The sequence below is a fragment of the Legionella bozemanae genome (assembly GCF_001648595.1).
Classification (GTDB): domain Bacteria; phylum Pseudomonadota; class Gammaproteobacteria; order Legionellales; family Legionellaceae; genus Legionella; species Legionella bozemanae.
Genome location: NZ_LBAW01000023.1, coordinates 55,463 through 62,314 on the forward strand (window position 1 = coordinate 55,463; position 6,852 = coordinate 62,314).

Here is a 6,852-nt window from a genome sequence, read left to right on the forward strand (position 1 = left end):
ATTTACCATTATGGTAAAAATATTATTGTAATTTTTACCATAAACTGGTACTCTTATCTAAATAAATTATGTAAATAAAAGGACTTGTTGATGAAGTTTGATGTTGAGTTATACATTAATGCTAGGAAACAAATAGAAAAAAAGTTTCAATTATTGCCCTATGGTCCTAGATTAATTATTTATGAGCTATTAAGTCTTGCAAATCCTCTTACAGGAATTGTATCTGATATTAGTTATCGTGATCTATCAAAAGCCTTGGAGATTAAATCCGCTCCAGGTCGAGTCAATAGTGGTGTTCCATCTAAGCAAACCATCAGAAATTTCATAAAGTCTATAGAGCATGAGTGTGGCGAGTACTTTAAAGTTATAACTGAAGGGCAAAATTTAAAATTTATATTCCCAGAGGCCCCTCAGATCTATAATCAATTGATTAGAAAGAGAGAAGTTAACACAGTTCTTAATTCACCTAAATCCCTTATGGATTCTGATATAGAAGGAGATTTAGAGGTACAATCTAACATAGAAGTTAACAGAGAAGCTAACACACTCAAAAGTCCTGCAAAGAATATTAAAATATTTAATATAACTAACTCAAACAAACAAACTCAAACTGCGAATAATGATTTTTGTTGCAGCAAAAAACAAATTGATGACGATTTTTACCCAAACACAAAAACAATTGAAATGGCATTTTCCATGGGGCTCACCAAAGTTACCGATTTAAAAGAAATTCAGGCATTCATAAAGCATAACAAAAAACACAACACTCAATGGGCTGATTTTAATCCTGTATTCATTAACTGGTTGGAAAGAGATTCCCAATATACTCAAAACAAACAACAAAAGGCACAAGGACAATTAAGGAGCCATCACAATGAGCGTGGTACCAATCAAAGCACTTTTAACCAAACAGCACTTGAACGAGTTAGCCAGCAGCATGGCATTTCAATCGATTCACTCTGGGGCAACTCAGGCAGCGAGCTCAACTCCTGTGAATTTATCGAAGGAACACTTATCTACCCTCTGGATGAAACTGACTGCAATCTACGGGCAGCTTTTTATCAGTAAACATGGAGTCAAGGATACAGGAGTCTGGTTTGCTGCACTTAAAGATTTAACTCCTAAAGCATTAGATAGTGGTGTGGAACGTTTAATGACCTTGAGTAAAGGCGATAAGTTTTGTGAATTTCCACCTAATTGCCTGCAGTTTCGTGCTTTGTGCCTTGGTTTTTACAGTGATTTGCGCATGCCTTCTGCCGCTCAAGCGCATAGGGAGGTTTTAAACTGCGTTTATTCAGTGAACCCAAACTGGAGTCACGCGGTCGTTAAATTTACTGCTAAACGACTGGGTCTTAAATTTTTGGAAATTGATAATGAAGGCCATTCTTTTGCAGTATTTAAAGAGGTATACGAACAGGTATGTCATTTAATGAGACAAGGACACCAGATCCCGGAAATTAAAGAGCAGGTGTTGCTTGCAAAACCTCCATCAAAAGACATTGCAACAACACACCTTGCGAAAATACGCCAGTTATTGGGAGTTGCATAATGAAACAAATTCCATGTTTAAAACTGTTTACAAAGGAAGAGCTGTACTGTCTTTTAAATGCTTGCTCTGAGTCTTTGACTCTGGCCTATCAGGAAATCCATGAATGTGATTTATGGCACATTGCGATGAAGGCACGATTGGCATGCGAAGCGCTTCGATTCGAGATTGATTCACAAAAAAAAGAGTATTCAATTCATTAACAATAAAAGGAACACAGCATGCTAATTCTTACACGCAGAATAGGCGAAACCGTAATGATCAATGATGACATTTATATCACCGTGCTCGGTGTTAAAGGAAATCAAGTCCGCTTAGGGTTTGATGCACCACACGATGTGATTATTCATCGTCAGGAGATACATCAAAAAATCACACAAGAACAAGCTCTGTTTTTAAATAAGTCTGGCAATTGGAAGGAAGTGCAGGGCTTACAGGCTCATTAACCAACCAATCAAAAACACAATGCTAACGAGTTAAGGGAATAAAATGAATCCATGCGTTAACCAGATACAAAAGGCAATCACCACTCTGGCGTTAACAGGCTCATTTGCCTTATTGGCAAGCTGCGCGGCAACGTCAACAGTAATCGAACACCGGAATTTAGAAACAGATACAAAACTCAGCCAGACTATTTTTCTTGATCCTGTAGCTCAAAGTCAAAAAACAATTTACATCACGGTAAAAAATACCTCTCAAGAGTCATTGACCATTGATAAGTCACTAAAGAAGTCATTAGAAGAGCATGGGTATAAAGTTGTTGGAAATCCTGCCAAAGCGCATTACATGCTGCAGGCCAATATTCTTAAAGTTGGAAAAATGAGCGTGTCTGCAAGTCAATCCGCGTTAGGCGGAGGGTATGGCAGCGCTTTGGCAGGTGCTGCAACGGGCACTGCTCTGGGTGCATTAAGCGGTCATTCAAGCACAATGATTGGTGCCGGTATTGGCGGAGGAATTATTGGTTTGGCTGCGGATTCTTTAGTAAAGGCAGTTAACTACACAATGATTACAGATGTGCAAATTTCTGAGCGTGTTGGAAAAGGCGCAGTTCATGAACAGTTTAATTCCAATCTTCAAAATGGCACTGCATCTGGCACCACCCAGACATCGAGTAAACATAGTGATTATCAACGCTATCGAACACGGGTGGTATCCAATGCAGATAAAGTAAATCTGTCTTTTGCACAAGCGCGACCAGCACTTGAACAAGGTTTGGTAAAAACATTAGCGGGCATCTTTTGATGCAGCCTGACTAGAGCTCTATGAAAAAAGCGCATATGCCTTAAAAAAACAATAATCAGTTAAAGAGGGAATAGTAATGAGAATCAATGTAATAGCAGGAATTATCATCACAGCACTGGGTTCACAATGTGTTATTGCAAATAATTTAAATAACTATGATTTAGAAAGACGAATTTTTGATGTGTCTTACCAATTAAACCAGATAGCCGAAGAACACACCATCGATTTATGTTCTGGAGATGTCGCAATTGCTGCAGCCTACCTGGAGTCAGCGGGACATGACTTGCAGCATCAAAACAAAGACAGGGCGCTGGTTTCTACTGCCTATGGGCACAATGAATTAAAAGAAATCAGCAATGCAAGAAGTTACTGTGTTCATCTAGCATCGAAGACAAAACCCTATCTTGCAAAAGTCATCGTGATGAAGAGTGAACTTGAGAACATCACCATTTCAGATACAGATCAGACATCGGATTAATTTTAAAGAATGAAAAAAGGAGTACCTAATGAACGTAATTAAAATACTTATGTTGTCGATGACACTCTTGGTTGGAAATGGAATGGCTTATGCTGAGCCAGAGACAGGGCTTGAAAACAACGTAAAACTTAATCAGGTACTTACAGCCAATATTCCAATGAATGAGGAACAAGATGTTGAATATTTCAAACACATATTTACTAATGGAGGCCTTTATGAGTTTTTGTTGGCTCTGAATACCGAGGTGCCAGAACTATCTAAAACAGCGGAGTATGTAGCTTTGTACAAAAAACTGGATTTAACAAACCAGGTGTTGTCACAAATTTTAGCGGAACTGAAAAAGAACAATCAATTATTAAGCCAAAGGAGTGACTATGGATGAGTAAGCACTCTTTTTAAAACTGCGATTCATTAAATAAAAAGAATAAAAAATGAGCACAAAGAGGGGCTCAGGGGATTTTTTTACCTAAAAAACGGAGATTTATCAAAAATGAAACAAAATAAGCTTAAAAAATCATCAGTATTCCTGACTACTTTGCTTTTATCAGGAGCCCTGTTTTCGGCTTCTCTGGATAAAGAGGCGTTGGCTTCAGAGTGCCAATTCTTGGGCGCTAGTTTGAGCCAGTTGGCAAAAGCCAACCTCAAAGAGTATTGCACCACCGATGTAGATTATTCAGGAAGTATGCTGGAGCAATCTGCCGCCCTAATTCGAAGCGAACGCATGGAGCTCGCACGGGGCAATCTCGATCTTGCAAATAGAACCTTAGCACGCGTTGCCTCTAGTTATAACGATTGTCCTTATTTTTCATCAATGACACGACCTTTTACACAAAAAATAAATCATTTAATTCACGAATTGGATTCACTCAATCAGCATTCATCAAACTAAAGGAGAGCATTATGAATGTCAGTGCAGTAATCAGAAAAAGCAGTATCAAGCTTCATGAATTTATACAGCGGTCAGTCCCCTTGTTGGTCTTAAGTTGGGTCGTTGTTTTATGCCTTACCAGCACGGGACATGCAGAAGGCCAAAATTATTTAAGTGGGGTGAAAAGTGACGTCAGTGCAACCTTCGGTAAGAATTCGGATTTGCCTGGGTATTTGTATGCAGGAGAAACGCTGGTGGCGGGCGTTACCTGGATGAAAACCAAAAGTCCTTGGGTGTTTGTGGGATTGCCTTTACTCATGATCTTCACGCATTGGGGTTTAAGTTATGTCGCATAACTATTCCACATTTATGTTGTCAGAGGAGCCACGCATAGCAGGGATTCCTTTGACCACTGGATTACCCGTGTATTTGCTCACGGGTATTGGATTACTAATCGGTTATGCACCGCAGCTTTTTGTGATTGGGGCCGTTTTAAGTTTAATCATGCATGTTCAGTTTGGTGGGCTGCCTTTACGGGTTTTATTAGGAATTATTTATTGGTCCTTACCGCATGCCATGACGACGCTTATTTTTAGGTCATTCCCTAATTCAGCGCATCGAATCTATGTAGGGTGAGTTTATGAACAGTGTATTTCGTGACAATGTGCTTTTAAAAAATAAAGTGTTGCTTCATCTGACACTGGCTTGGGCAGTCACTGCAACCATTGCGGTGTTCATTTTAGGTGGGCTTTGTGTTCATGTTGTTAATAACAAAGAAACTCATTGGTTGCCCATTTGTACTGAGGACGGGTACTTCTTGAGTAACTCTTCTTTTTCACCTTCCTATATTAAAGACATGACTAAGAAGGTCATCCAGTTACGATTAACCTACAATCCAGATACGGTAGCCGCTCGATTTGCTTCGCTAGTTCATTTAATTCCTGCATCTCATCAAGAGGCATTCAAAACCATTCTGGACTCAGAGTCTTCTGTGGTGAAAGAAAAAAATATTAGTTCCGTATTTTATGAAAAGAACATTCACATTGATGAATCCACCCTGCAAGCCAAGGTAGACGGAACGTTAAATCGAACCAGTCATGGTCTTGAAGTGAAGCCACAAAAGAAAGTGTATTTAGTCCAGTTTGCGCACCTTAACGGGATGATGTGGCCTAAGACTATTAAGGAGGTTCATCAATGAAATCACTTCAAATCCTCATGTTAAGTAGCGTGCTTTCTACCTCACTGCATGCAGGCAATACAGCAGCCACGCTTAAATTTGAAGAAGGGGAGCGATTTGCGCTGTCTTTGTCTTCTCTTAACTTTAATCGTATTGATGTAGAAGGCGAGCGAATTGTTAAAGTCAGCTTCCCTGAACACTCCTTTATTGTAGAACAAAGCTTCGATGCAGAGGATGATTTGGATGGTGCTGTGGTTTTAAAGCCATTAGCGCATATTCCGTTAACCGTCTATTTCACAACCAATCTGAATCATCATTTCTCAGCCACCATATCTCCGATTGAAGATTTGGGTAAAACCATTAAATTGGTATCCAAAAAATTAAAAGGGTTTGATTACGCTAAGGCGCAAGAACAGAGCCAATACCAACAAAGTGATTTAATGACGGCGCTTATGGAGGGCACCACACCTTCTGGTTTTCAAGAAGTGAGTATTAAACCCACGACCTTTCGTTTGCATAAACAGTTAAAAGTAACCCTGGTGAAACAAGTCCGAGGCAAAGAGTCTTCGGGCTATGTGTATCGCATCGAAAATCAATCCCAAAAACCAATGGAGTTAACTCCAGCATTATTTGAACACCCCAAACTGATCTCGATGGAGCTGTCAGAAAAAATATTGCAACCCAGCCAAACCGCCTATTTCTATGGCATTTACCGTGAACAATCCAACATGGGGTAATAAGGAAGCGTGTCATGATGAAATCTCTTAAAAAGTTAATAAAGAAAAGTAAAAAAGCCAATCTTAATCAAAGTGCCAAAATGGAGCAGCTCCGTAATGGCTTGGCTTTTCTGCTGCTTGGTGGTTTGTGTTATGGATTTTATCTGTATTCGTCAAAGCCACAATCTACGCTTCCTACAAATAAAAAACCAATATTTGATGGGGTATTAGACAGCGCCTTTAGCAAATTAAGTGATGAGGCAGTACTTGAAAAACAACAACGCCAAATTGATGCGCTCAAAGCGTTGGTAGAAAAAAATAAAAAGAGCTCGCCCAATAAATCAGAAGATTTGGTTTCCAAAAACCAAGCGTTATTAAGCGCCATGCAAAAACAATTAGAAAAGCTTGCGCTTGAAAATAAAGAAATCAACGGAAAACTACAGGTGGCGTTGCTTAAAAATTCACAAACCAGTTTAGCTGCTGTGGCCCCAAGACCGCCTACACGTGAAGAAATAGAGGCTCGTCATAAACAACGGATTTTGGATGAAAAAGCCTATTATGGCAAAGCAGGTCTTGAAACGGTTCATTTTAATTACCGTCGTCAACAAAAAGAAGAGCGTACACCGGATAATTATGTATGGGCAGGAACCCATGCTGAGGGCATTTTACTGAGCGGGGCAAAAGGGGATGCTGGGATTAATGGTGCTAAAAATATGGGAACGGCACTGATTCGCCTGGATTCTAATGGAATTATGCCCAACAACCGCCATTCACGCCTTAATGGCTGCCTTGCTATTGTCTCTACGTATGGTGATTTGTCCGATG

Annotated in this window: 12 protein-coding genes and 1 pseudogene; all 13 read left to right on the forward strand. The window is 39.7% G+C overall.

What is annotated here, in order from left to right; translation table 11 throughout:
• The first annotated feature begins 90 nt into the window (after positions 1-90).
• On the forward strand, positions 91-1,068 hold the full coding sequence (locus tag A8O27_RS14845; protein ID WP_058460914.1) for a hypothetical protein: 978 nt from the start codon (positions 91-93) through the stop codon (positions 1,066-1,068).
• Positions 1,028-1,549: a hypothetical protein gene (locus A8O27_RS14850; RefSeq protein WP_058460913.1), complete on the forward strand. Its 522-nt coding sequence runs from the start codon at positions 1,028-1,030 to the stop codon at positions 1,547-1,549. The genes A8O27_RS14845 and A8O27_RS14850 overlap by 41 nt, the downstream gene beginning before the upstream one ends.
• Positions 1,549-1,749 carry a hypothetical protein gene (locus tag A8O27_RS14855; protein ID WP_058460912.1) on the forward strand — a complete coding sequence of 67 codons (201 nt, stop codon included), beginning with the start codon at positions 1,549-1,551 and terminating at the stop codon, positions 1,747-1,749. Before A8O27_RS14850 ends, A8O27_RS14855 begins: the two co-directional genes overlap by 1 nt.
• 18 nt (positions 1,750-1,767) lie before the next feature.
• Entirely contained in the window at positions 1,768-1,992 is a 225-nt protein-coding gene (csrA, locus tag A8O27_RS14860) for a carbon storage regulator CsrA (RefSeq protein ID WP_058460911.1), read from the forward strand.
• Positions 1,993-2,035: 43 nt separating this feature from the next.
• Positions 2,036-2,788 (forward strand): complement resistance protein TraT, encoded by a 753-nt coding sequence (locus A8O27_RS14865; RefSeq protein WP_058460910.1) that lies wholly within the window; start codon positions 2,036-2,038, stop codon positions 2,786-2,788.
• 76 nt (positions 2,789-2,864) lie between these two features.
• Positions 2,865-3,266: a hypothetical protein gene (locus tag A8O27_RS14870; protein WP_058460909.1), complete on the forward strand. Its 402-nt coding sequence runs from the start codon at positions 2,865-2,867 to the stop codon at positions 3,264-3,266.
• 28 nt (positions 3,267-3,294) lie between these two features.
• Entirely contained in the window at positions 3,295-3,648 is a 354-nt protein-coding gene (locus tag A8O27_RS14875) for a hypothetical protein (RefSeq protein WP_082642502.1), read from the forward strand.
• 108 nt (positions 3,649-3,756) lie between these two features.
• Positions 3,757-4,155, forward strand: a complete 399-nt coding sequence (locus A8O27_RS14880) for a hypothetical protein (protein WP_058460950.1) — start codon at positions 3,757-3,759, stop codon at positions 4,153-4,155.
• 11 nt (positions 4,156-4,166) lie between these two features.
• On the forward strand, positions 4,167-4,490 hold the full coding sequence (locus tag A8O27_RS14885) for a type IV conjugative transfer system pilin TraA (protein ID WP_058460908.1): 324 nt from the start codon (positions 4,167-4,169) through the stop codon (positions 4,488-4,490).
• A complete protein-coding gene (gene traL, locus A8O27_RS14890; protein WP_058460907.1) occupies positions 4,480-4,770 on the forward strand; it encodes a type IV conjugative transfer system protein TraL in 291 nt (96 codons plus the stop codon). The genes A8O27_RS14885 and traL overlap by 11 nt, the downstream gene beginning before the upstream one ends.
• A 4-nt stretch (positions 4,771-4,774) precedes the next feature.
• Positions 4,775-5,332 (forward strand): TraE/TraK family type IV conjugative transfer system protein, encoded by a 558-nt coding sequence (locus tag A8O27_RS14895; RefSeq protein ID WP_058460906.1) that lies wholly within the window; start codon positions 4,775-4,777, stop codon positions 5,330-5,332.
• Complete coding sequence (traK, locus tag A8O27_RS14900; RefSeq protein WP_058460905.1) at positions 5,329-6,048, forward strand: type-F conjugative transfer system secretin TraK; 720 nt, start codon at positions 5,329-5,331, stop codon at positions 6,046-6,048. The genes A8O27_RS14895 and traK overlap by 4 nt, the downstream gene beginning before the upstream one ends.
• Before the next feature lie 14 nt (positions 6,049-6,062).
• A pseudogene (locus A8O27_RS14905) lies at positions 6,063-6,852 on the forward strand (conjugal transfer protein TraB); the annotation flags it as partial.

Coding starts and splice junctions, on each gene's coding strand:
- csrA (WP_058460911.1), top strand. CDS start 1,768: ATGCTAATTCTTACACGCAGAATAGGCGAAACCGTAATGATCAATGAT.
- traL (WP_058460907.1), top strand. CDS start 4,480: ATGTCGCATAACTATTCCACATTTATGTTGTCAGAGGAGCCACGCATA.
- A8O27_RS14850 (WP_058460913.1), top strand. CDS start 1,028: ATGAAACTGACTGCAATCTACGGGCAGCTTTTTATCAGTAAACATGGA.
- A8O27_RS14885 (WP_058460908.1), top strand. CDS start 4,167: ATGAATGTCAGTGCAGTAATCAGAAAAAGCAGTATCAAGCTTCATGAA.
- traK (WP_058460905.1), top strand. CDS start 5,329: ATGAAATCACTTCAAATCCTCATGTTAAGTAGCGTGCTTTCTACCTCA.
- A8O27_RS14875 (WP_082642502.1), top strand. CDS start 3,295: ATGAACGTAATTAAAATACTTATGTTGTCGATGACACTCTTGGTTGGA.
- A8O27_RS14865 (WP_058460910.1), top strand. CDS start 2,036: ATGAATCCATGCGTTAACCAGATACAAAAGGCAATCACCACTCTGGCG.
- A8O27_RS14880 (WP_058460950.1), top strand. CDS start 3,757: ATGAAACAAAATAAGCTTAAAAAATCATCAGTATTCCTGACTACTTTG.
- A8O27_RS14870 (WP_058460909.1), top strand. CDS start 2,865: ATGAGAATCAATGTAATAGCAGGAATTATCATCACAGCACTGGGTTCA.
- A8O27_RS14855 (WP_058460912.1), top strand. CDS start 1,549: ATGAAACAAATTCCATGTTTAAAACTGTTTACAAAGGAAGAGCTGTAC.
- A8O27_RS14845 (WP_058460914.1), top strand. CDS start 91: ATGAAGTTTGATGTTGAGTTATACATTAATGCTAGGAAACAAATAGAA.
- A8O27_RS14895 (WP_058460906.1), top strand. CDS start 4,775: ATGAACAGTGTATTTCGTGACAATGTGCTTTTAAAAAATAAAGTGTTG.